The 366-nt window shown below is 36.9% G+C and carries 1 protein-coding gene; it reads right to left on the bottom strand.

The window, feature by feature from the left end; genetic code table 11:
* Positions 1-288: diacylglycerol kinase (locus tag GQR38_RS20215; protein WP_165738069.1), on the bottom strand; the 288-nt coding region annotated here is incomplete at its 3' end.
* Positions 289-366: the final 78 nt, after the last annotated feature.

The raw sequence follows: 366 nt of genomic DNA, 5'->3' as shown, positions 1-366 counted from the left end.
CATGTCTTTGGCGCGGCCAGCTAATTCATGGAATTCACTTCCAACTCTATCTACTACGGCTTCAATAGCAGAGTTAATGATTTCAAATATGATCACTAATATCACAGGTGAAATTAATAGAATACGTTCTATTTGAGACACTTCTAAAGTAAATGCAGTAGGGATCAAAATGATGGCCAATAAAACCTCTTGGCGAAAAGCAGCTTCATGTTTAAAAGCGCTTTTAATGCCTTTTATTGAATAACCGAAGGCCAAAAATATTCGTTTTAATCCGGTGTTTTTTTGCATTGACAGGTAATCTCATGTGCGTTGATTTAAGCCGACACTTTAGCAAATAGACATCGTTTGGTCATCAATTAGCTGCCT

It is taken from the genome of Pseudoalteromonas sp. c7(2019), assembly GCF_011378625.1.
Lineage (GTDB): Bacteria > Pseudomonadota > Gammaproteobacteria > Enterobacterales > Alteromonadaceae > Pseudoalteromonas > Pseudoalteromonas arctica.
This window is presented reverse-complemented; position numbering and strand designations above follow the sequence as displayed.